Origin of the sequence: Enterobacter sp. BRE11 (genome assembly GCF_031844285.1) — a bacterium.
In the GTDB taxonomy this organism is placed as follows: Bacteria; Pseudomonadota; Gammaproteobacteria; order Enterobacterales; family Enterobacteriaceae; genus Pantoea.
The window spans coordinates 18,953-41,526 of the sequence record NZ_JAUZUX010000014.1; the positions used below are offsets into that span (position 1 = coordinate 18,953).

At 58.7% G+C, this 22,574-nt stretch carries 20 protein-coding genes; 11 read left to right on the forward strand and 9 right to left on the reverse strand.

What is annotated here, in order from left to right; all coding sequences use genetic code 11:
- The first annotated feature begins 100 nt into the window (after positions 1 to 100).
- From hisS to Q9R34_RS15435, 6 genes are all read left to right on the forward strand, one after another.
- Positions 101 to 1,375 (forward strand): histidine--tRNA ligase, encoded by a 1,275-nt coding sequence (hisS, locus tag Q9R34_RS15410; RefSeq protein WP_485894812.1) that lies wholly within the window; start codon positions 101 to 103, stop codon positions 1,373 to 1,375.
- 39 nt (positions 1,376 to 1,414) lie between these two features.
- Positions 1,415 to 2,032 (forward strand): YfgM family protein, encoded by a 618-nt coding sequence (locus Q9R34_RS15415; RefSeq protein ID WP_434125619.1) that lies wholly within the window; start codon positions 1,415 to 1,417, stop codon positions 2,030 to 2,032.
- Between the two features lie 19 nt (positions 2,033 to 2,051).
- On the forward strand, positions 2,052 to 3,233 hold the full coding sequence (gene bamB, locus Q9R34_RS15420; protein WP_434125620.1) for an outer membrane protein assembly factor BamB: 1,182 nt from the start codon (positions 2,052 to 2,054) through the stop codon (positions 3,231 to 3,233).
- Between the two features lie 163 nt (positions 3,234 to 3,396).
- On the forward strand, positions 3,397 to 4,887 hold the full coding sequence (gene der / locus Q9R34_RS15425; RefSeq protein ID WP_485894815.1) for a ribosome biogenesis GTPase Der: 1,491 nt from the start codon (positions 3,397 to 3,399) through the stop codon (positions 4,885 to 4,887).
- A 383-nt stretch (positions 4,888 to 5,270) separates the two neighbouring features.
- Positions 5,271 to 7,703, forward strand: coding sequence for a glucose/quinate/shikimate family membrane-bound PQQ-dependent dehydrogenase (locus Q9R34_RS15430; protein WP_485894817.1), 2,433 nt, complete (start codon positions 5,271 to 5,273; stop codon positions 7,701 to 7,703).
- A gap of 320 nt (positions 7,704 to 8,023) precedes the next feature.
- Positions 8,024 to 8,182 (forward strand): type I toxin-antitoxin system Hok family toxin, encoded by a 159-nt coding sequence (locus tag Q9R34_RS15435; protein ID WP_081141507.1) that lies wholly within the window; start codon positions 8,024 to 8,026, stop codon positions 8,180 to 8,182.
- Positions 8,183 to 8,279: 97 nt separating this feature from the next.
- On the opposite strand, the gene Q9R34_RS15440 is transcribed toward Q9R34_RS15435, so the two are convergent.
- From Q9R34_RS15440 to xseA, 3 genes are read right to left on the reverse strand one after another with little or no spacing between them, the layout of a single operon-like run.
- Positions 8,280 to 8,624 (reverse strand): protealysin inhibitor emfourin, encoded by a 345-nt coding sequence (locus Q9R34_RS15440; RefSeq protein WP_434125626.1) that lies wholly within the window; start codon positions 8,622 to 8,624, stop codon positions 8,280 to 8,282.
- On the reverse strand, positions 8,621 to 9,634 hold the full coding sequence (locus Q9R34_RS15445) for a M4 family metallopeptidase (RefSeq protein WP_485894819.1): 1,014 nt from the start codon (positions 9,632 to 9,634) through the stop codon (positions 8,621 to 8,623). The genes Q9R34_RS15440 and Q9R34_RS15445 overlap by 4 nt, the downstream gene beginning before the upstream one ends.
- Positions 9,635 to 9,681: 47 nt before the next feature.
- The gene (xseA, locus tag Q9R34_RS15450) at positions 9,682 to 11,055 is read right to left on the reverse strand and encodes an exodeoxyribonuclease VII large subunit (RefSeq protein ID WP_434125629.1); all 1,374 of its coding nucleotides are present in this window, start codon (positions 11,053 to 11,055) and stop codon (positions 9,682 to 9,684) included.
- A 169-nt stretch (positions 11,056 to 11,224) separates the two neighbouring features.
- Here xseA and guaB point away from each other — a divergent pair, with 169 nt between their 5' ends.
- The 3 genes from guaB to Q9R34_RS15465 all read left to right on the forward strand — a co-directional run bounded on the left by guaB (position 11,225) and on the right by Q9R34_RS15465 (position 15,226).
- A complete protein-coding gene (guaB, locus tag Q9R34_RS15455; protein WP_434125631.1) occupies positions 11,225 to 12,691 on the forward strand; it encodes an IMP dehydrogenase in 1,467 nt (488 codons plus the stop codon).
- A 72-nt stretch (positions 12,692 to 12,763) separates the two neighbouring features.
- Positions 12,764 to 14,344 carry a glutamine-hydrolyzing GMP synthase gene (gene guaA, locus Q9R34_RS15460; protein WP_033753883.1) on the forward strand — a complete coding sequence of 527 codons (1,581 nt, stop codon included), beginning with the start codon at positions 12,764 to 12,766 and terminating at the stop codon, positions 14,342 to 14,344.
- Positions 14,345 to 14,443: 99 nt separating this feature from the next.
- Positions 14,444 to 15,226, forward strand: coding sequence for a DUF3750 domain-containing protein (locus Q9R34_RS15465; protein ID WP_485894823.1), 783 nt, complete (start codon positions 14,444 to 14,446; stop codon positions 15,224 to 15,226).
- A 15-nt stretch (positions 15,227 to 15,241) separates the two neighbouring features.
- Here Q9R34_RS15465 and Q9R34_RS15470 read toward each other — a convergent pair whose 3' ends face one another.
- The gene (locus tag Q9R34_RS15470) at positions 15,242 to 15,421 is read right to left on the reverse strand and encodes a hypothetical protein (RefSeq protein ID WP_033753879.1); all 180 of its coding nucleotides are present in this window, start codon (positions 15,419 to 15,421) and stop codon (positions 15,242 to 15,244) included.
- 197 nt (positions 15,422 to 15,618) lie between these two features.
- On the opposite strand from Q9R34_RS15470, the gene Q9R34_RS15475 reads away from it, so the two are divergent.
- Both Q9R34_RS15475 and Q9R34_RS15480 read left to right on the forward strand, forming a co-directional pair.
- Positions 15,619 to 15,870 carry a hypothetical protein gene (locus Q9R34_RS15475; RefSeq protein WP_434125634.1) on the forward strand — a complete coding sequence of 84 codons (252 nt, stop codon included), beginning with the start codon at positions 15,619 to 15,621 and terminating at the stop codon, positions 15,868 to 15,870.
- 9 nt (positions 15,871 to 15,879) lie between these two features.
- Positions 15,880 to 16,404, forward strand: coding sequence for a helix-turn-helix transcriptional regulator (locus Q9R34_RS15480; protein WP_485894825.1), 525 nt, complete (start codon positions 15,880 to 15,882; stop codon positions 16,402 to 16,404).
- Here the strand turns inward: Q9R34_RS15480 and mgtE are convergent.
- The 5 genes from mgtE to ppk1 all read right to left on the reverse strand — a co-directional run bounded on the left by mgtE (position 16,398) and on the right by ppk1 (position 22,488).
- Entirely contained in the window at positions 16,398 to 17,831 is a 1,434-nt protein-coding gene (gene mgtE, locus Q9R34_RS15485) for a magnesium transporter (protein ID WP_485894826.1), read from the reverse strand. The two genes, Q9R34_RS15480 and mgtE, sit on opposite strands and share 7 nt — an antisense overlap.
- 120 nt (positions 17,832 to 17,951) lie before the next feature.
- The gene (locus tag Q9R34_RS15490; RefSeq protein WP_033753871.1) at positions 17,952 to 18,143 is read right to left on the reverse strand and encodes a YfgG family protein; all 192 of its coding nucleotides are present in this window, start codon (positions 18,141 to 18,143) and stop codon (positions 17,952 to 17,954) included.
- A gap of 122 nt (positions 18,144 to 18,265) precedes the next feature.
- Positions 18,266 to 18,859: a tellurite resistance methyltransferase TehB gene (gene tehB / locus Q9R34_RS15495; RefSeq protein WP_485894828.1), complete on the reverse strand. Its 594-nt coding sequence runs from the start codon at positions 18,857 to 18,859 to the stop codon at positions 18,266 to 18,268.
- A gap of 38 nt (positions 18,860 to 18,897) precedes the next feature.
- The gene (gene ppx / locus Q9R34_RS15500; RefSeq protein ID WP_434125641.1) at positions 18,898 to 20,424 is read right to left on the reverse strand and encodes an exopolyphosphatase; all 1,527 of its coding nucleotides are present in this window, start codon (positions 20,422 to 20,424) and stop codon (positions 18,898 to 18,900) included.
- A gap of 3 nt (positions 20,425 to 20,427) precedes the next feature.
- A complete protein-coding gene (gene ppk1, locus Q9R34_RS15505) occupies positions 20,428 to 22,488 on the reverse strand; it encodes a polyphosphate kinase 1 (protein ID WP_434125642.1) in 2,061 nt (686 codons plus the stop codon).
- Between the last annotated feature and the right edge of the window lie 86 nt (positions 22,489 to 22,574).

Below are 22,574 nucleotides of genomic sequence, written 5' to 3' on the forward strand. Positions count from 1 at the left end.
CGTCGGCGCAGCCATCGCGACTTTGTTCAATGAACCTGTGCGGTTTCATCCTCATAAGGTATGATGCCGGACAGGTTTTTTTGCATTAAGAGATTTTAACGTGGCGAAGAATATTCAAGCTATCCGCGGCATGAACGACTACCTGCCGGCGGATACGGCTCTCTGGCAACGCATCGAAGGGTCGCTCAAGCAGGTGCTGGCCAGCTACGGCTACAGCGAAATTCGCATGCCGATCGTCGAGCAGACTCCGCTGTTTAAACGCGCCATCGGCGAAGTCACCGATGTGGTCGAAAAAGAGATGTACACCTTTGACGACCGCAACGGTGAAAGCCTGACGCTGCGTCCCGAAGGCACCGCAGGCTGCGTGCGCGCCGGCATCGAACATGGCCTGCTCTACAATCAGGAGCAGCGTCTGTGGTACATGGGACCCATGTTCCGCTACGAGCGTCCGCAGAAAGGACGCTACCGTCAGTTCCACCAGCTGGGCGCTGAGGTGTTTGGCCTGCAGGGGCCGGACGTGGACGCCGAGCTGATTATGCTGACGGCCCGCTGGTGGAAGGTATTGGGCATCGCCGACCACGTGCGTCTGGAGCTCAACTCCATCGGGTCACTGGAGGCACGCGCCAACTACCGCGAAGCGCTGGTGGCGTTCCTCGAGCTGCACAAAGAGACGCTGGATGAAGACAGCAAGCGCCGCATGTACACCAATCCGCTGCGCGTGCTCGACAGCAAAAATCCCGACGTGCAGACGCTGCTTAACGACGCGCCGCAGCTGATGGATCATCTCGACGACGAATCGCGCCAGCATTTCCAGGGGCTGTGCGCCCTGCTGGATGATGCCGGTATCGCCTATCGCATCAACCAGCGCCTGGTGCGCGGCCTCGACTACTACAACCGCACCGTTTTCGAATGGGTGACCGAGAGCCTCGGCGCGCAGGGCACGGTGTGCGGCGGCGGCCGCTACGACGGTCTGGTCGAGCAGCTGGGCGGCCGTGCTACGCCAGCGGTCGGTTTCGCCATGGGCCTGGAGCGCCTGGTGCTGCTGGTGCAGGCGGTAAATCCTGAATTTGAACCGACGCGCGTTGTTGATGTCTATGTTATCGCTTCGGGCCAGGGCGTTCAGTCCGCTGCGATGCAGCTGGCGGAAAAACTGCGCGATGAGGCGCCGGAACTGAAGCTGATGACCAACTTTGGCGGCGGCAACTTTAAGAAGCAGTTTGCTCGCGCCGACAAGTGGGGCGCTCGCGTCGCGCTGGTAGTCGGCGAGGACGAAGTGAAGGCCGGTCAGGTTGTGGTTAAAGATCTGCGCAGCGGCGATCAGCAAACGCTGGCGCAGACAGAGGCTGCTGCTGCATTGCGCACGCTGCTGAAGTAAGCGTGGCACGGCACCAACCAGAGAAAGGAGAGGGATCGCGTGGAAGTTTATAGCAACGAAAACGAGCAGGTTGACGCGCTACGTCGCTTTTTTGCCAGTAACGGCAAGGCGCTGGCGGTCGGCGTGATTATCGGTATTGCCGCGCTTGGCGGCTGGCGCTACTGGGCCAGCCATGAAGAGGGCTCGTCAAAAGCGCTTTCGGCCCAGTATCAGCAAGTGACCAGCGCCATGAAAGCCGATCGGCCAGCCACGCTGGATACGGTAGCGAAATTCGTCAGCGAAAACAGCAATACCTACGGCGCGCTGGCGGCGCTGGATGCGGCTAAGCAGTATGTCGACGCCAACCAGCTCGATAAAGCGTCTTCCCTGCTGGAAAACGGTCTGAAGAATACCAAAGATGCCAATCTGCAGGCGGTTATCAACCTGCGGCTGGCGCGCATTCAACTGCAACAAAATCAGGCGGATGCCGCCCTTAAAACCCTCGATGCTGTCAAGGGCGATGGCTGGACAGCCATTGTGGCGGATATTCGCGGCGAAGCGCTGCTGAGCAAAGGCGACAAGCAGGGCGCGCGCGATGCGTGGAGCAAAGGCGTCGAGTCAGACGCTTCTCCGGCGCTGAAGCAAATGATGCAGATGAAGATGAATAACTTAAGCTAAGCCAGTCAAGAGAGAGCGCATGGAATTACGTAAATACCTGCTGCCAGGACTGATTTCAGTCACTCTGCTCAGCGGTTGTTCGCTGTTCAGCGGCGAAGAAGATGTAGTGAAAATGGCCCCGCTGCCAAAGGTGGAAAACCAGTTTACTCCCCAGGAAGTGTGGAGCACGTCGGTCGGTGACGGCATTGGCGATTTCTACTCTAACCTGCATCCGGCCTGGCAGGACAATACCGTATTTGCGGCGGATCGTTTCGGCGTAGTCAAAGCGCTGGACGCCTCCAACGGCAAAGAAAAATGGAAAGTCGATCTCTCTGAGAAAACCGGCTTCTTCTCGAAAAATATTTCGGCCCTGCTCTCTGGCGGCGTGACCGCAGCGGGCGAGCACATTTATATCGGCAGCGAGCGCGGCCAGCTGTTCGCTCTGAACAGCAGCGACGGCAGCATCGCCTGGCAGACCAAAGTCGCTGGCGAAGCGCTGTCGCGTCCGGTGGTGAGCGACGGCCTGGTGCTTGTGCATACCAGCAACGGCATGTTGCAGGGGCTGGATCAAAACAGCGGCGTAGTGAAGTGGAGCGTTAACCTCGACATGCCTGCGCTGTCGCTGCGCGGCGAATCTGCACCCGCGACCGCGTTCGGCGGCGCAATCGTCGGCGGCGATAACGGCCGCGTTAGCGCGGTTATTATGAATCAGGGCCAGCTTATCTGGCAGCAGCGTATCTCCCAGCCGAGCGGCGCGACCGAAATCGATCGCCTGAACGACGTCGATACGACGCCGGTTATCGTCAATGGCGTGGTTTACGCGCTGGCGTATAACGGCAATCTGACCGCGCTCGACCTGCGCTCCGGCCAAATCCTGTGGAAGCGTGAAATCGGCGGCGTGAAAGATCTGATTGTCGATGCTGGCCGCATCTATCTGGTGGATCAGGATGACCGCGTAATCGCGCTGAACGCTGACGGCGGCGTTGCCATCTGGCGTCAAAGCGATCTGCTGCACCGCAACCTGACTGCGCCGGTGCTCTATAACGGCTATCTGGTGGTAGGCGACAGCGAAGGCTATCTGCACTGGATTAATACTTCGGACGGTCGTTTCGTGGCGCAGCAGAAAGTCGACAGCGATGGCTTCCAGAGCGAGCCGGTTGTTGCCAGCGACAAGCTGATCATTCAGGCTAAGGGCGGCGAGGTTTACGCGATTACGCGTTAACGCGCCACCGGATTTGCTTTCCGTTTAACGGCTCCTGACGCGTCAGGAGCCGTTTCGTTTTTAGTCAGGCATGATATTCTTAGCGCCTTCAGCCTGAACCCGGCGGTTAAAACCGTTATAATCACGCCATTCGGGCGATTAATTTTTTTATTGAGGCACTGTTATGATACCTGTGGTCGCGCTGGTTGGGCGTCCCAATGTGGGGAAATCCACGCTGTTTAACCGCTTAACGCGCACTCGTGATGCGCTGGTGGCGGATTTTCCTGGACTGACACGCGATCGCAAATATGGTCGCGCCGAAGTGGAAGGGCGCGAATTTATTGTTATTGATACTGGCGGTATCGACGGCACTGAAGAGGGCGTCGAAACGCGTATGGCTGAACAGTCGCTGCTGGCGATTGAAGAGGCGGACGTGGTGCTGTTTATGGTCGATGCGCGCGCGGGCGTGATGCCGGCAGACAAGCAGATCGCTAACCATATTCGCTCGCGCCAGAAACCGACGTTCCTGGTGGCGAACAAAACCGACGGCCTCGATCCCGATTCAGCGGTTGTCGACTTCTACTCGCTGGGTCTGGGTGAGATCCATGCTATCGCGGCATCGCACGGTCGCGGCGTAACCAGCCTGCTGGAAACCGCTTTGCTGCCGTGGATGGACGAAGTCGATCCGCGCGAAGTGACGGAAGAGGACGAGAACGAAGCCTACTGGGCGGCGCTGGCGGCGCAAGAGAGCGGCGAAGCGCCGGAAGAAGAGGAAGAAGAGGCGTTCGATCCGACCGGTCTGCCGATTAAGCTGGCTATCGTCGGTCGTCCTAACGTCGGCAAATCGACGCTGACCAACCGTATTCTCGGCGAAGATCGCGTGGTGGTTTACGATATGCCGGGCACCACGCGCGACAGCATCTATATTCCAATGCAGCGCGACGACCGGGAATATATCCTGATTGATACCGCGGGCGTGCGTAAGCGCGGCAAAATCACCGATACGGTAGAGAAATTCTCGGTCATTAAAACCCTGCAGGCGATTGAAGATGCCAACGTCGTATTGCTGGTGATCGACGCGCGCGAAGGCATCTCCGATCAGGATCTGTCGCTGCTTGGCTTTATTCTCAACAGCGGTCGTTCGCTGGTGATCGTGGTGAACAAGTGGGACGGGCTGACGCAGGAAATTAAAGACGAGGTCAAAGAGACGCTGGACTATCGTCTCGGCTTTATCGACTTTGCTCGCGTGCACTTTATCTCCGCGCTGCACGGCAGCGGCGTTGGCAACCTGTTCGAATCGGTTACCGAAGCCTACGACTGCTCAACCAAACGCGTTAACACCTCTATGCTGACGCGCATCATGAACATGGCCGCCGAAGACCATCAGCCGCCGCTGGTGCGTGGTCGTCGCGTGAAGCTAAAGTATGCGCATGCCGGCGGTTACAACCCGCCGATCGTGGTGATCCACGGCAACCAGGTGAAAGATTTGCCCGACTCCTACAAGCGCTATCTGATGAACTACTTCCGTCGTTCGCTTAACGTGATGGGCACGCCGATTCGCATTCAGTTCAAAGAGGGGGATAACCCCTTTGCGGGCAAACGCAACCTTCTGACGCCGACGCAGCAGCGCAAGCGTAAGCGCCTGCTTTCGCATCTGAAGAAGAACAAGCGTTAAACCGAAGGGACCGAAAGGTCCCTTTGTTGTTTTCGGCGGCGGCAAACAGACGGCGCGCCATTTACGCATTGGGTTACTTCTACGCTTAACGTCAGGCCTGTGCCTGGGCACGTGTTAACCCTAAGTTTGTAGCAAAAATGCTATTGCTGCGTATACAGCCCGTTATAAATGTTCACCTCACAATGTACCAGATGGTACAATCCCGCCCCGTATTGTGACGGGCGCGACCACACCTCATTGTCACCTTGCTCACAATGCCTGCATCCCGGACACAGGTCCGTACCATTACGCATCAAAATAAAGCGATATCCGACGCATCAGATGTCGTCACGCTTCAGAAGGCTGAGGCGCGGTGGCTTTATTTTTTCAGGAGAGTAAGTGTTATGGCTGAAACATCCTCCCGATCCGGCAAAGGGTTGGGTATCTGGTCGATTTTGCTGGGGCTGGTGCTGCTGGCCATCGGCCTGTTCTTTGCAATTGGCGGCGGCAAGCTGGTCGCGCTGGGCGGTAGCTGGTATTTCCTGATTGCAGGCATCGTGATGCTGCTGTCGGCAATCCAGTTCGTCCGTCGCAAGTCCTCCGCCGTCGTGCTGTTTATATTGGTCTTCGTCGGCACGCTGATTTGGGCGCTGGCGGACGCGGGCTGGTCTTTCTGGCCGCTGGTATCGCGCCTGATGGTGCCGTCGGGTCTGATGCTGCTGGCATTTCTGACCTGGCCTGCGCTGCGCAAGCGCGAAGGTAAATCCTCGCTGGCGAAGGTCTCTTACGTGCTGTCAGCGGTGATCGCTGTCGGTATGGTCGGCACGCTGGTGCAGATGTTCCAGCCGCATCCCACCGTGGCCTTTACCGGCAAAGCGCTGCCGCTGATCCCGGTCGATAAGAGCAAGCCGCAGCAGGACTGGAATAACTATGGCCGCACGCCGGGCGGCGACCGCTTTGCCGCTATCGACCAGATCACGCGCGATAACGTAAAAGATCTCAAAGTAGCCTGGACCTTCCACACTGGCGATACGCCGATCAGCCCGACCGGCAACGGAGCGGAAGATCAGCAAACGCCGCTGCAGATTGGCAACACGATCTACCTCTGTACGCCGCACAACAACGTGATTGCGGTGGAAGCGGACAGCGGCAAGCAGATCTGGAAACGCGAAATCAACGCGAAAGTGGAAGTCTGGCCGCGCTGCCGCGGTCTGGCCTACTTTGACGCCACCAAACCGCTGACTCAGCCGAGCAAGCCTGGCTCGACGCCGGTACCAGCAGTTAGCCTGGCGGCAGGGGATACCTGCCAGCGTCGTATTCTGATGAACACCATCGACGCGCGTCTGATTGCGATTAACGCCGACAACGGCGAGTTCTGCGAAAACTTCGGCGACCATGGCGTGGTCAATTTGAAAGAGGGGCTGGGCGAAGCGCAGGATCCGAAATATCAGCTGACGTCAGCGCCGACGCTGGCAGGCACTACAGTGGTGGTGGGCGGACGCGTCGCGGATAACGTCCAGACAGATATGCCGGGCGGCGTGCTGCGCGGTTTCGATGTGATCACCGGCAAACAGCGCTGGGCGTTTGACCCAGGCAATGTCGATCCGAACGCCGTGCTGATGCCGGGCCAGGATTACAAACGCAGCACCCCGAACTCCTGGGCGCCGATGTCATACGATCCGGCGATGAACACGGTATTCATCCCGATGGGCAGCTCCTCAGTGGATCTGTGGGGCGCAAACCGCACCGAACTGGACCATAAATATGGCGCCTCCGTGCTGGCGCTGGATGCGACCACGGGCAAAGAGAAGTGGGTCTACCAGACCGTGCATAACGATCTGTGGGACTTCGACCTGCCGATGCAGCCGAGCCTGGTCGATTTCCCGATGAAGGATGGCACCACCAAACCGGCGGTAGTTATCGGCGGGAAAACCGGCATGATCTTCGTGCTGGATCGCGAAACCGGCAAGCCGCTGACAAAAGTCGAAGAGCTGCCGATGCCGCAGGGCCATATCCCGAACGAGCAGTATACGAAAACGCAGCCGCATTCGACCGAGATGCCGCAGATTGGCAACCAGACGCTGACCGAGTCCGACATGTGGGGCGCAACGCCGTTCGATCAGCTGGCGTGCCGCATCGCCTTTAAATCGATGCGTTACAACGGCCTCTTCACCGTGCCGGATACCGACAAGTCGCTCAGTTTCCCGGGCTCGCTCGGCGGCATGAACTGGGGCAGCATGTCGTTCGATCCGAACAACCAGTACATGTTCGTCAACGATATGCGTCTCGGCCTGTGGGTGCAGATGATCCCGGCAGATACCAGCAACATCTCCCGCGGCAGCAACGGCGGCGAAGCGATCAATACCGGCATGGGCGCGGTGCCGCTGAAAGGCACGCCGTACGCGGTTAACAAAAACCGCTTTATGTCGCCGCTGGGCATTCCTTGCCAGGCGCCGCCGTTCGGCACGCTGTCGGCCATCGATATGAAGACGCGTAAAATCGTCTGGCAGGTGCCGGTCGGCACGGTGCAGGATACCGGTCCATTCGGGATTAAAATGCACGCGCAGATGCCGATCGGCATGCCGACGCTGGGCGGTACGCTGGCAACGCAGGGCGGACTGGTGTTTATCGCCGGTACGCAGGACTACTATCTGCGCGCCTTCGACAGCTCTACGGGTAAAGAGGTATGGAAAGCCCGTCTGCCTGTCGGTAGCCAGGGCGGTCCTATCAGCTATGTTTCGCCGAAAAACGGTAAACAGTACATCTTGATCTCCGCAGGCGGCGCGCGTCAGTCGCCGGATCGCGGCGATTACGTTATTGCCTACGCGCTGCCGTAACGGCGAAGCGTTATTTACAAAACCCTGCGCTCCGGCGTGGGGTTTTTTATTTGGCGCACAATAAAGTGTAAGCGTGGCGGCAATTGCAAAAAGCGTTTGGGAAGCAGGTCGCTAAGTCGCGGCACGGCGGTTGGGCAGGGGGGAGGAACGAGTATAATCGCGGCGGCGCTTGAGGTTTCTGCCTTAAGCGATCGGCAAGCTGGTTGTGAGGCAGAAAAGAGAAAGCCCCGTAGTTAATTTTCATTAACCCACGAGGCTGCCCACTGTCCCAACAACAGCAGGGTAGCCTCTTACCGCGCTCTGCGCAAGGAGGAGTAACCATGAAATTGCCACAGCTAACGCTGGTTTGTTGCGTATTACTGGTGTGTCTCACACTTTTAATCTTTACCTGGCTGACGCGGAAATCGCTGTGTGAAATCCGCTACCGGGACAACCAGCGCGAGGTGGCTGCTTCGATGGCTTACGAATCTGGTAAGTAGCAACCGGAAGGCGGGGAATGATCCCCGCCTTTACCGGCTGTTGACTGGACAGGCCTGAAGCGCCTTCATAAGGCCGCCCTCTCTGCGGCGGCCTTTTTTATTGCGTCGGCTCGTCGCCGTCGCGCCAGAGCGCTTCCAGCTCCGGCGGCGCGACCTGCTCCGGAATCAACAAGACGATAGTGCCGACTTCGCGGTGCGTGGCGTAGCTGATCTGAATGCGGAAGTAGCGCTGATCGCTACGCCCGATCTCTGGCGCTTTATCTTCAGGTTCGCCCAGCGGCAGCGCCTGTTCCAGAACCTGACAGACGCGCTGCTTTTGCGGCTGCGGCAGCTGAGCCAGCGCGAAACGCCGCGCGCCGCGCAGGCCGGGAATAAAGGCCAGTCCGCCTTCGCGCTCGACTTCAATCACCGCGTCGTCGGTCAGCTCGGGAAGAGAACTCATAGCACGCCAACCTCCTTCCACGCCTGTTCGATCGACTGCGCCACTGAACGATTAAAGCGGCTTTCGCCGTGCTGAATGGTCAGCTGCGCGAAGGTGCTGAAATCGGCGTCCTGCGGCAGCGATTTGTCGCACACCGTGTCGTACCAGGCCTGACCCGCTTGCTCCCAGGCATAGCCGCCCAGCGCTTTCGCCGCCAGGTAAAAGGCGCGGTTGGGTATGCCGGAATTCAGATGCACGCCGCCGTTGTCTTCACGCGTCTTGATATAGTGATCCATATGCGCAGGCTGCGGATCCTTGCCCAGCATCGGATCGTCATAGGCGGTGCCCGGCTCCGCCATCGAGCGCAGCCCGCGTCCGTTAATACCGCTCGCCAGCAGGCCTTCGCCGATAATCCAGTCAGCTTTGTCCGCGCTCTGCTTCAGATGGAACTGCTTAACCAGCGAGCCGAAGACGTCTGAGAGCGACTCGTTTAGCGCGCCCGCCTGTTCGAAATAGATCAATCCGGCTTCCGTCTCGGTCACGCCGTGCGCCAGCTCGTGCGCTACCACGTCGATGGCGATAGTAAAGCGGTTAAAGATTTCGCCGTCGCCGTCGCCGAACACCATCTGCTGTCCGTTCCAGAAGGCGTTTTGGTACGCCTTGCCGTAGTGGACGGTGCCGAGTAGCTTCAGCCCCTGATTGTCGAGGGAGTTGCGCTGATAGGTTTGCCAGAAGAAATCATAGGTTACGCCAAGATAATCCCAGGCTTCCCGGGCGGCGACATCGCCGGTGTCAGGCTGACCTTCGCTGCGCAGCAGCTCGCCCGGCAGGTTCTGCGTGTTTTTCGCGTCAAAGATTTCGCGCTCGACATGGCCGCCCGTCGCCGTCTGCGGCGCGACCGGCTTTTGCCAGTTCTCCGCCATCAGATGCTGAACGTGCATCAGCGTGCGGCGCGCATAGTCCTGTTGATGGCTGGAACCGTGGGTCACAATGTTACGCAAGATATAGGGGGGGATAACGCTGTAAGACATACCCGACTCCTTGGCACAAGTAATGTGCCAAAAAGTATAGTCTTTGTTCAGGAAGCGGTTTTACGGCGGCGTTTTTTTTCCGGCAGCAGGCTGGTCACCTGGCTTTCCACCCAGCCATCGTCGAGACGCGTGCGCAGGGTATCGCCGCTCTGCAGCTGGGCGGTTTTTTTCACCACCTGGCCGCTGCTATCGGTCGTCACGCTGAAGCCGCGCGCCAGCGTCGCCAGCGGGCTGACGCCTTCCAGCTGCGCGGCAAGGGTTGCGAAGCGCTGTCTGTCGCGGTTAAGCATCTTCTCCATGCTCTGCTGCAGGCGATAGCGCATCTGCTCCAGCTGGCGCTGTGCCTGAAACAGCCGCGGCTGCGGCTGATGCGCGGCAAGACGCTGAGAAAGCCGATCCTGCTGCCGCAGGCTCTGACGTAGCCGGTTTTCCATCGCCTCGTTGAGCCGCTGCTGCAGGCGGAACAGGGCGGTCTGCTGACGCGCCAGGCGAAGCTGCGGATGCTGCTGCTGCAGGCGATGATCGAGACGGGAGAAGCGACGCTGTTGCTGCGCCAGATAGTAATCCATCGCCATTTCCAGCCGTTGTTGCTGTGAGAGCAACTGTCGCAGCAGTTCCGTCTGATTTCTGCTCACGATTTCAGCTGCGGCGGACGGCGTCGGCGCACGCAGGTCGGCGACGAAATCAGCGATGGTGACGTCAGTTTCATGGCCGACGGCGCTCACCACCGGAATACGGCTGGCGAAAATAGCGCGCGCGACGCGCTCTTCGTTGAAGCTCCAGAGATCTTCCAGCGAGCCGCCGCCGCGGCCGACGATCAGCACGTCGCACTCTGCGCGCTGGTTCGCCAGCTCAATCGCGCGCACGATAGCGGCCGGCGCGTCGGCGCCCTGGACCGGTGTAGGATAGATAATCACCGGCAGCGAAGGATCGCGGCGGTGCAGCACGCGCAGCACATCATGCAGTGCCGCGCCGGTCGCAGAGGTGATCACGCCGACCTGTTTCGCCGGCTCGGGCAGCGGCTGTTTATGCTGCTGGTCGAACAGCCCTTCGCTCGTCAGCTTCGCCTTAAGCAGCTCGAACTGCTGCTGCAGCGCCCCTTCGCCCGCCGGATGCATGCTTTCGATAATCAGCTGATAGTCGCCGCGCGGCTCATAAAGCGTGATGGTGGCGCGCACCAGGATTTGCTGGCCGTGCTGCGGACGGAAGGTGACACGGCGGTTGCTATTGCGGAACATCGCGCAGCGCACCTGCGCGCCGTCATCCTTCAGCGTGAAGTACCAGTGGCCCGAGGCGGGCTGAGAAAAGTTGGAGATCTCCGCGCTCAGCCACACCGAGCCCATCTCCTGTTCCAGAAGCTGACGCACCGTCGTATTCAGGCGGCTGACGGTAAAAACATTGGCGATCGGGGGTAGCGACATGTGATGGAGATCAAATAGTAAATCAGAGGGTTAATTAACCGATACTACATGGCTGCTGGCGAGGATCAAGACTTTTTCTAAAATAATGCTGGAGGCAAACGATTACGGCCTGTATAATGCCGCGGCAATATTTTATCTGTTCTCATTCACCCCAGGTTGAGATATTGCCATGCTAAGAATCGCTAAAGAAGCTCTTACTTTCGACGACGTTCTGCTCGTTCCTGCTCACTCCACTGTTCTGCCTAACACGGCCGATCTCAGCACTCAGCTGACGAAAAACATTCGTCTCAACATCCCAATGCTCTCCGCCGCTATGGACACCGTAACCGAAGCGGGACTGGCTATTGCGCTGGCGCAGGAAGGCGGTCTGGGCTTTATACACAAAAACATGTCAATTGAGCGCCAGGCGGATGAAGTTCGCAAGGTGAAGAAGCATGAAAGCGGCGTGGTAACCGAACCGCAAACCGTCCTGCCGACCACGACGCTGGCGGAAGTCAAAGCCCTGACCGAGCGCAACGGCTTTGCGGGCTATCCAGTCGTGAATGAAAGCAACGAGCTGGTCGGCATCATCACCGGACGTGACGTGCGCTTCGTTACCGACCTGGCGCAGCCGGTTACCGCCGTTATGACGCCGAAAGAACGTCTGGTCACGGTGAAAGAGGGTGAGGCGCGTGACGTCGTGCTGCAGAGAATGCACGAAAAACGCGTCGAGAAAGCGCTGGTGGTGGACGACAGCTTCCATCTGCTTGGCATGATCACCGTTAAAGACTTCCAGAAAGCAGAACGTAAGCCGAACGCCTGTAAAGATGCGCAGGGCCGTCTGCGCGTTGGCGCGGCAGTGGGCGCAGGCGCGGGCAATGAAGAGCGCGTTGACGCGCTGGTCGCCGCGGGCGTTGACGTGCTGCTGATCGACTCATCGCACGGTCACTCAGAAGGCGTGCTGCAGCGCATCCGCGAGACCCGCGCAAAATATCCTGATTTGGAGATCATCGGCGGCAACGTCGCGACCGGCGCAGGCGCACGGGCACTGGCGGAAGCGGGCGTAAGCGCGGTGAAAGTCGGCATCGGTCCGGGCTCTATCTGTACGACCCGTATCGTCACCGGCGTAGGTGTGCCGCAGATCACTGCCGTTTCCGACGCGGTCGAAGCGCTGGAAGGCACCGGCATCCCGGTTATCGCCGACGGCGGTATCCGTTTCTCCGGCGACATCGCCAAAGCGATCGCCGCGGGCGCAGCTGCCGTCATGGTTGGCTCCATGCTGGCCGGTACGGAAGAGTCGCCGGGTGAAATCGAGCTCTATCAGGGCCGCGCTTTCAAATCCTACCGCGGCATGGGGTCGCTGGGCGCGATGTCCAAAGGCTCATCCGACCGCTATTTCCAGAGCGATAACGCCGCTGACAAACTGGTGCCGGAAGGCATCGAAGGCCGCGTTGCCTATAAAGGCCGCCTGAAAGAGATCGTTCACCAGCAGATGGGCGGCCTGCGCTCCTGTATGGGCCTGACTGGCTGCCAGACTATCGACGATCTGCGCACCAAAGCGGAGTTCGTCCGCATCAGCGGCGCCGGCATCAACGAAAGCCACGTGCACGATGTGACTATCACCAAAGAGTCACCGAACTACCGTATGGGATCCTGATCCCCTGAGATTTATCGCCCGGCATCAGCCGGGCGCTTTCATTATCAAGTTACCCGCTCTGGAAACGCCTCAATGACGACGGAAAATATTCATAAGCATCGCATTCTGATTCTCGATTTTGGTTCTCAATACACGCAGCTGGTCGCGCGCCGCGTCCGCGAGCTGGGCGTGTACTGCGAACTCTGGGCATGGGATGTCACCGAAGAGCAGATCCGCCAGTTCAACCCGAACGGCATCATCCTTTCCGGCGGCCCGGAAAGCACCACCGAACTCAACAGCCCGCGCGCGCCGGAGTATGTCTTTAACGCAGGCGTACCGGTGCTCGGCGTCTGCTACGGCATGCAGACCATGGCGATGCAGCTGGGCGGCAAAGTCGAAGGTTCTAACGAGCGCGAGTTCGGTTATGCGCAGGTGGAAGTGCTGACCCCGAGCGCGCTGATCCGTGACATCGAAGACGCCATCAGCGCCGCAGGCAAACCGCTGCTCGACGTCTGGATGAGCCACGGCGATAAAGTGACCGCGATTCCGTCCGACTTCGTCACCGTCGCCAGCACCGAAACCTGTCCGTTCGCCATCATGGCGAACGAAGAGAAGCGTTTCTACGGCGTGCAGTTCCATCCGGAAGTCACGCATACGCGCCAGGGTCTGCGCATGCTGGAGCGTTTCGTGCTCGACATCTGCGAATGCGAAGCGCTGTGGACGCCGGCCAAAATTATCGAAGATGCGGTCGAACGTCTGCGTGAGCAAATCGGCAACGATAAAGTCATTCTCGGCCTGTCGGGTGGCGTGGACTCCTCCGTGACCGCAATGCTGCTGCACCGCGCCATCGGCGATCGTCTGATCTGCGTCTTCGTCGACAACGGTCTGCTGCGTCTGAACGAGGCTGAGCAGGTGCTGGATATGTTCGGCGATCACTTCGGCCTCAATATCGTTCACGTTCCGGCGGAGGCGCGCTTCCTCGACGCGCTGGCGGGCGAAAACGATCCGGAAGCCAAGCGTAAAATCATCGGCCGCGTATTCGTTGAAGTGTTCGACGAAGAGGCGAGCAAGCTGACCGACGTGAAATGGCTGGCGCAGGGCACCATCTATCCAGACGTGATCGAGTCCGCCGCCTCTGCGACCGGCAAAGCGCACGTGATCAAATCCCACCACAACGTGGGCGGCCTGCCGAAAGAGATGAAGCTGGGCCTGGTCGAGCCGCTGAAAGAGCTGTTCAAAGATGAAGTGCGTAAGATCGGCCTGGAGCTGGGGCTGCCGTACGATATGCTCTATCGCCATCCGTTCCCGGGCCCAGGCCTCGGTGTGCGCGTGCTGGGCGAAGTGAAGAAAGAGTATTGCGATCTGCTGCGTCGCGCCGATGCGATCTTTATTGAAGAGCTGCGCAAAGCGGATCTCTATAACAAAGTGAGCCAGGCGTTCACCGTCTTCCTGCCGGTGCGCTCCGTGGGCGTGATGGGCGACGGTCGTAAATATGACTGGGTTGTTTCGCTGCGCGCCGTCGAGACCATCGACTTTATGACCGCGCACTGGGCGCATCTGCCGTATGATTTCCTCGGCCGCGTCTCTAACCGCATCATCAACGAAGTCAACGGTATCTCCCGCGTGGTATACGATATCAGCGGCAAGCCGCCGGCGACCATTGAGTGGGAATAACCTTTCCGCTTACACTGAAGCGCGTTGATTAATTCCTCGCCAGCCTGTCGTCAGAGAGGCTGGCGATTTTCTTTCCGCTGTTCACTCCAGGACATATCTATGCTGCCACTCAAGGCTGTGAGCCTTTGCATTCTGCTGGTGATCCTGCTGTCGCTGGGCGCCAGCCTGGCGCAGGCGACCCGCCACGGCGACCTCTCCGGCGGGCAGGGCGGCTGGTGGTCGGCGCGACGCGACTCCGCCGGCATGGCGCCCGATCCGCAGCGTTTTGCTTCGCAGGCAATCGTGCAGGTCTACGCCGCGCCCACCTACGGCTGGAAAGGGGCGGTGGCGGTGCATCCGTGGATTATCTTCAAGCGTGCAGGCGAGATGCGCTACAGCCGCTATGAAGTGATTAGCTGGGGCAGCGGCGATAAAGTGCGGCGCAACAGCAATCTGCCAGACGGCTACTGGTATGGGGCGAAACCGCGTCTGCTGGTGGAGCATCGCGGCGAGGCGGCGCAGGCGATGATCCCGCGCATCGAGGCGGCGATCCGCTCCTATCCCTGGCCGAATACCTATCACGCCTGGCCGGGACCGAACAGCAACACCTTTCTCGCCCATATCGGACGTGAAGTGCCGGCACTGAAACTCGATATGCCCGCTAACGCGCTCGGCAAAGATTATCGGCCGCTGTGGCGTCCGGTTGGCCTGCCGCCTTCCGGGCGCGGCATTCAGGTTTCCGTTCTGGGCGTCGCCGGCGTGACGCTCGGCGCGGAGGAGGGCTTTGAGCTGAATGTGCTGGGTCTGAATATGGGCGTGGATTTTACGCCGCTGCGCCTGCGTCTGCCGTTTATTGGCGGCATCGGCGGCGACAATGTGCAGCAGGATAACCCGCCGGGCTAACGCCCGGCGCAGGCGTCAGCAAACGCCGAAATCGCCCTCTTCATGGTAGAGGTTGACGCTGTCCGCCTTTACCTCGATCTCTTTTTTCGTGGCGTCATCGACGCGCGCGCACCACAACGTTTCGCCTTCCACGCGCAGCACCAGCATCTTCGGGCCGCCGGTTTTAGACTGCACAAAATCATCGGGTTTAAACATGCTTTTCTCCTTGGGTTTTAAGGAAGTGTAGGGCGCGGCACACGCCTCTGCATAACATTTTTTGCGGCGCCTCTTCCATAATTTTCCATGCAATTCCCCTCTGTAAAAGAGTTTGAGGCATCCTGCTGCTCAGGCAGAATTGGTTGTCGTAGTTGTCGATTGACAACCTGGTGAATTTGGCGTAAGGTGCAGACAAAATGGAAAGAAGACGGCATCCAGACAAAGAGATTGAGGCGGCGCTGCGTCATGCCGAAGCCTACGGATGGCAGATAGTGACGATGGCACACCATGGCTGGGGCAAAATGTATTGCCCTATGCATTCGGCGGCATGCCGCTGCGGAGAGTTTTGCATCAGCATCATCTGGAGCACGCCGCGCAGTGCCTTTAACCATGCGCGTGCGCTGCGGCGGGTGGTCGACAAGTGCATTGCGGTGCGCAAACTGCATTAAGGAGCCAACATGGAATATGTCTTTACGCTGCGTTTTCAGCTGCCAAAACCGCTTTTGCCGGAAGAGCAGCTGCTCCAGCGGCTCATCGACGCGGGCTGCGACGATGCGCTGCCAGGGCTAGGGGTGCCGGGAAAAATGGCGCTGGAGTTTACGCGTGACGCCTCCAGCGCAAAGCGGGCGGTGCTGAGCGCTATCGAGGACGTGCAGAGCGCGGTGCCGGACGCGCAGCTTATCGAGGCGGCGCCCGACTTTGTCGGCCTGACCGACGTGGCCGACATTATCGGCGTTTCCCGCCAGAATATGCGCAAGCTGATGCTGAACCACAGCCCACATTTTCCACCGCCGGTACACGACGGCAAAACCGCGCTCTGGCACCTGGCGGACGTGCTGGAATGGCTGGAGCAGCGCGGCAGCTACGCTATTCCAGCCGGGACGCGCGATCTGGCGCAGGTAACGCTGCGGCTCAACCTGCAGCAGGCGATGCAGCGCTATGCACACTGCCTCGCCGCTGCCGCTGACGTCGGCAATCAGTGATGCAGCAGAAACAGCGTCGCCAGACCAAGGAAAATAAAGAAGCCGCCGGTATCGGTAATGGCGGTAATCAGTACGCTGGAGCCCACTGCCGGGTCGCGCTTCAGTTTGGTCATAATCAGCGGGATCAAAACGCCCATTAGCGCCGCCAGCAGCAAATTCAGCACCATCGCCAGCATCATGACGCCGCCCAGTTCCAGATTGTCATACATCAGCCAGGTGATCAGCCCCATGGTGCCGCCCCAGAACAGGCCGTTAAGCAGCGCCACGCCCAGCTCGCGCGCAATCAGAAACGAGAAGTTGCCCGGCTCGACCTGATGCAGCGCCAGCGCGCGCACAATCATGGTAATGGTCTGGTTGCCGGTGTTGCCGCCGATGCCAGCGACAATCGGCATCAGCGTCGCCAGTGCCACCAGCTGCGAGATGGTATCTTCAAACAAACCGATAACGCGCGACGCGATAAAGGCGGTACAGAGATTGATCGCCAGCCAGGCCCAGCGGCGGCGCACCGCTTTGCGCACCGGCGCGAACACATCCTCTTCCTGACTGATGCCGCCCATGCGGCGAATATTGCTCTCATTCTCTTCGTTGACCAGGTCGACCACGTCCTCAATGGTGACGCGTCCGATCAGCTTGCCTTTAGCGTCGATGACCGCGGCGGAGATAAGGTTATAGCGCTCAAAAGCGCCTGCTGCGTCTTCGGCCTTGTCGTTGAGCTGGAAGGTGGTGGGCGAGGTGTTCATCACCTCCTCGACGCGTTTTTTCGGCTTGTTGAGCAGAATATCGGTCAGTGAGAGCTCGCCCAGCAGCAGATTGTTATCGTCGGTAATGAAAATCTTGTCTGTGCCGTTCGGCATGCTTTTTCGGTGGCGCAAATAGCGCTGCACCGTTGCCAGCGTGACGTCGGCGCGTACCGTCAGGATATTGAAATCCATAATGCGCCCGACGCGATCGCGATCGAAATCGACCACGCTGAGCACGCGCGCGCGCTGGCCTGGCTCCAGCGAGGCGAGCTGACGCCCCGTCAGATCGCGCGGCAGGTAGCGCGCCAGCCACACCTGGTCATCAATATCGAGCGGCTCGATGGCGCGCAGAATGTCGCGGTCGCTCATCTCTTCCGTCAGGCTGGCCCAGACGGTTTCCGACGCTTCTACCAGCACATGGCCGCGTTTCGCGACAGGGACCAGCCGCCACAGCGCCTGGCGCGCCTCTTCCGGCAGCGCTTCAAGAATATCGGCTAAATCCGCTGCGTGCAGCTGAGCGATATCCTGCTCCAGGATAGCCTGATGTGTCGCATTTTCACGTTGCTGTTCAGGGCTGCGATCGCCGGATTTCTCCAGCAGCGCGTCCACCAGATCTGGCTCACTGAGCAGCAGCGTCAGAATGCGATGACGAATTTCACTTAAACGTTGAGTATGCGAGGCAGACATAACGAGTCCTTTGTGTCTGAAAGTTACAGCACGAAGTGTAGCGTTTAGCCTCGCAAAAGGACGCAAAAAAAGACGCGGTTTAGACTGCGTTTAGCGGGAAGAGGCAGAGGAGATAAAAGGTTAGCGGCTGTCGCGAATCGCGGTGCTCAACGGGGCGGCGTCCGGCGCAGCTTTTTTCTGCTGATGATGTTCAAAAGCGGCTGGCAGGATAAAAATCAGGCGGCTAAAGAGAATAATAAAGCTAATCAGTAAAACGATCCGGGTAAAGGAACTGGTTTTGGCACGTCTTCGGGAAGGGATGGCGCTGTTCACGCGAGCTGTTTCCTGTAATGACCCTGTTGGGCGATGGCAACATTTAGTCATATTGCTGCGTCAAAATCAATCAATGATTAAAAAAAGAGCAGGCTAAAAGGGCTGCGTGCGCAGCCCCGGCTTTACAGGCTGGCTTTTTGCGCCAGCAGCGTGGCGAAGCGGCAGCTGATACGGTTGCCCTGCTCGTCGCGCTTGTGAAGCTGGCCGACATGCTCGTTATATTTCAGGATGTGCCAGTTGCGGTAGTAATGGCTCAGCTCGCCCGATTTAAAGGTAAAGGGAAACGCCAGCGGGCAGGGATAATCGTCAGTGCTCATCGCCGCGACAATCAGGTTATGCCCGTCTCTTACCGTGCTCGCCTGCATATCGGCAATCAGTTGCGGAATGGTTTCCGGCTGCAGGAACATCATCACCACGGTGGAGAGCACGAAAGTGTAGCCGCCGTTAAAACGCGTCTGGTTGAGATCGCGCTGCTCGGTATGGATAGTGGAAATCCCTTCCTGCGCGGCGATCTGCTCAAGACGCGCCAGGCTGGCGGGATTGTGATCCCAGGCGGTGACGTCAAAGCCGTTCTGACTCAGAAACAGGCTGTTGCGGCCGTTGCCGCAGCCGAGATCCAGCGCTTTGCCTGGATTCAGATGCGGCAGCGCCGCCAGCACTTCAGAGTGGGTCGGCGTCAGGCCATAGGTTTCGGCAAAATAGTTTTCTTTGATCATGGTTCGCTTTTATCAGATGGGCGCAGGCGCCCATCTCCTCAGGCTTCTTCTTCCAGCATCAGCTTCCAGCCGGTGACCTCAGTCCAGTAGGTCTGCTCACGCTCCAGATCGAGCTGCACCAGGTTATTCTGGCTGAAATAGCCCGCCGGGAACGTCAGCGTCCAGTGGCCGTCATCGGTAGTCAGCTTAAGCGAGTCGGGACGCGTCGTCGCCTGACGCTGATTGTTGAGTAAGGTGCCTAGGCGCAGCAGGAACAGCAGCGGCAGAAACTGTTTTTTCTTAAACAGCGTCACGCGCGGCAGATCCTCGACCTTGACGGCTTTGCGATGAAAGCGTACCAGCGCCGCCAGTAGCGTTTGCTGATCCTGGTTAAAGCCAGGCAAATTGGTGTTTTGCAGGATATAGGCGGAGTGGCGCTGCATGCCGCTGTGGTTGATGGTGAGGCCCACTTCATGCAGCATCGCCGCCCACCTCAGCAGCGCCGCCAGCTGCGGGTTCGCCAGCTTAGGATTTTGATCGCGCCACTGCAGATAGAGCTGATCGGTGGTATCCAGCACGCGACGTGCCTGGTCGTTATCAATCGCGTAGTGGTTCGCCAGGCTCTGCGCCGTTCGGCTGCGAATATCCTGATGGCGAAAGCGGCCCTCCATCTCGTAAAGCACGCCTTCGCGCAGCGCGCCGTCCGAGAGGCGCAGCTCGCGGATCGCCAGCGCATCGAACACGCCGCAGATAATCGCCAGACCCGGCACGAATACCGATTTACGCTCTTCAGAAAGACCCGGCAGGCTCAGCGCGCTGAAGGATTTATGCTTCATCACCTCGTCGTAAAGCCTGTCCAGCCGCTCGGGCGTGATCATCTTCTCTTTCTCGCCCATCGCCAGCAGCACTTCGCACGCCGCTTTAATAGTGCCCGATGCGCCCAGCGCGTACTGCCAGCCGTGCAGGCGATACTGCCACGCCAGCGTCTCCAGCTTCTGCGTCGCCGCCAGACGCGCGCGGCGGAAGTTTTCGCGGCTTATCTCGCCGTTTGGGAAGTAGAGCTGGGCGAAACTGACGCAGCCCATGCGGCGGCTCTCAACCAGCTGCGGTTCGAAGTTCTCGCCGATCACCAGTTCAGTCGATCCGCCGCCGATGTCGATCACCAGCTTGCGGCCTTTTTCCGGCTGGGTATGTTCGACGCCCATAAAAATCAGGCGCGCCTCTTCATGGCCGGATATCACCTCGATAGGGTAGGGGATCACCTCGGCCGCGCGCTGCAGGAACTCTTCCGCATTCACCGCCTGACGCAGCGTGTGCGTGCCGACAATGGTGACGTTGCTGGGGCTAAAGCCCTGCAACCGCTCGGCAAACAGCGCCAGGCAGCTCAGCCCGCGCTCCATCGCCTCTTCGCTCAGGCGATTTTTGCTGTCGAGACCGTCAGCCAGATGCACGCGCTGCTTCAGACGGCCAAGCACCTGCATAGCGCCGTCGACCACGCGCGCGATGACCATATGAAAGCTGTTTGAGCCGAGATCGATTGCCGCAAACTCTTGCGGCCTCGGCGTACTTTTATGGGAAATGGGCATAGATTATTCAGGCTGTTCCAGTTTCTTGATGTAATCATAAATCGCCAGTTGAGAGCGGACCTTACGACGATTGCCGCGCGGAACATAGCGGTTCCCCAACTCTTTATCAACGATACGCGCTTTCACCGTATCACTAAACAGAATAGCGATAATGTCCAGAATGCGTTGCTTCACGCGTGGATCGAGGATCGATACCGCCACTTCGATGCGATGATCGATGTTGCGCGTCATCCAGTCAGCGGAGGAAAGGAAGACTTTTTTGTCACCGCCATTCTCGAAAATATAGACGCGATCGTGCTCAAGATAGCGGTCAACAATACTGATCACGCGGATATTTTCACTGATGCCGGGCAAGTCAGGGATCAGCGAGCACATGCCGCGCACCAGCAGATTTACCTTCACGCCAGCGCCCGACGCCGCGTAGAGGCGATCGACCAGACCGTTATCCACCAGGTTGTTAATTTTCAGCGTAATCCCACTCGGGCGACCCTGCTGCGCATTGGCGATTTCCGCATCAACCAGCTGATAGAGCATCTGGCGCGAGTTTTGCGGCGAAACCATCAGGTGCTCGAAGCTTACCGGGCGATAGGGGTTCTCAATAAAGTTAAACACCCGGCGCACTTCATTGGTGATGCGCGCATCGGCAGTCAGCAGCGAGTAGTCGGTATAGAGGCGCGCGGTTTTCTCATTGAAGTTGCCGGTGCCGATATGGGCGTAGCGCACCACTTCGTCGCCTTCCCGGCGCGAGATCAGGAACAGCTTGGCGTGGATTTTCAGGCCCGGTGCGGAGAAAATAACGTGCACGCCCGCTTCGGTTAAGCGCTTAGCCCACGAAATATTGGCCTCTTCGTCGAAGCGCGCCTGCAGCTCCACCACCACGGTAACTTTTTTGCCGTTATAGGCGGCGTGTATCATCGCATCCATGATGCGCGAGCGCTTCGCCACGCGATAGATGTTGATTTTAATCGCCAGCACGCTTGGGTCGAAGGAAGCCTGACGCAGTAGCTCCAGCACATGCTCAAAGGTGTGGTAGGGGTAGTAGAGCAGAATATCGCGGTCGCGAATGGCGTCGAAACCGTTGCGGAAGCCGTCAAAGCCGATGTGACGGATCTGCGGCAGCGGCCGGTTCACCAGGTTGCTTTTGCCGACGTCCGGGAAGCCGATAAAATCTTTGAAGTTATGGTAGCGGCCGCCTGGCACGATAGAGTCGTAGTTGGAGATGGTCAGCTTATTCCGCAGCAGCTCCACCATGGCGTCCGGCATATCGCGCTGATAGACGAAGCGCACCGGCTCGGCGGTCAGTCGCTGCTTCAGGCTGGAGGACATCAGCTCCAGCAGGCTCGACTCCATCTCCGTCACCAGATCGTATTCCGCGTCGCGCGTCATCTTCATCGAGTAGGCGTTCAGCGCATCGTAATCGAAGAAGCCTTTAAAGATATCGTCGAGACAGTAGCGCAGAATATTGTCCAGCAGAATCATTGGCTTGCGGCGGCGCGGCGATTCAGCCGGCAGGTTAACGAAGCGCGGCACCTTATCGGATGGGATCTCCAGCAGCGCATAGCGAATATCGTCGCCGCGAATGATCTCTACCGCCAGATAGGTGTAGTCATCCTTCAGGAATTCGGTGAGATCGGTGTCGTGATTAATCAGAATCGGCGTGATGTGCTGGCGTAACTCATGTTTGAAATAGTGGCGCAGCCACACCTGCTGATTGGCGGAAAGCTGACGTTCGTTAATCAAGAAGATTTGATTGCGCGCCAGCTCCAGCAGCAGTTCGTTATAGAGACCATCGAATTCCTGTTCCGACTTCATCACGCGCTGCTGAATTTTCTTCAGCAGATGGCGCGGCAGGCCCGGCGAACCCTGCTCCTCACCGATCAGGATGCGGCGTTTCAGATCGGCAAAGCGTACCTTGTAAAATTCATCAAGGTTATTGGAATAGATCCCCAGAAAACGCATACGTTCGATCAGCGGGTTGGTTTTATCGGCCGCTTCCTGTAAAACGCGCTCGTTGAAGGATAACCAGCTTAATTCTTTTTCTATATACAGCTTTTCCTGACCCATTCTGACTCCATATCGCGTTCGCAGGACTTAAAGAACCAGTGTCCATCATCATTATGGCGAGAGTATGGCAACCTTGTCCAACGTCA